This is a genomic window from Gemmiger formicilis (assembly GCF_016901605.1).
GTDB lineage: Bacteria > Bacillota > Clostridia > Oscillospirales > Ruminococcaceae > Gemmiger > Gemmiger formicilis_B.
In genome coordinates this window covers 1-221 of the sequence record NZ_JACJKP010000795.1, presented here as the reverse complement: position 1 = coordinate 221, position 221 = coordinate 1, and the positions used below count along the sequence as shown (strand labels likewise).

General features: G+C 57.5%; 2 pseudogenes. One reads left to right on the top strand and one right to left on the bottom strand.

Annotation, left to right across the window (positions count from 1 at the left end):
• Positions 1-122: pseudogene (locus tag H6B10_RS16875) on the bottom strand (IS256 family transposase); the annotation flags it as partial.
• Between H6B10_RS16875 and H6B10_RS16870 the strand changes: the two are divergent.
• Positions 108-221, top strand: a pseudogene (locus tag H6B10_RS16870) (transposase); the annotation flags it as partial. The pseudogenes H6B10_RS16875 and H6B10_RS16870 sit on opposite strands and share 15 nt — an antisense overlap.

Below are 221 nucleotides of genomic sequence, written 5' to 3'. Positions count from 1 at the left end.
TACGGATAGCGCCCACCTTGCAGAGGGCGGTTGCGCCAATCCTCAATGTGGACATACGCTTTCTTGTTCAGCTCGCTGATGGTGGCCGGAGACACCTTGCTGCCCCACAGCGCCAGGGATACCGGAGCGGCCACTACAGCCGCAACCTTACCACCACTTCCGGGGACGTTACCCTGAAGGTGCCTAAGCTCAAGGGAATCTCTTTTGAAACCGCCATTATT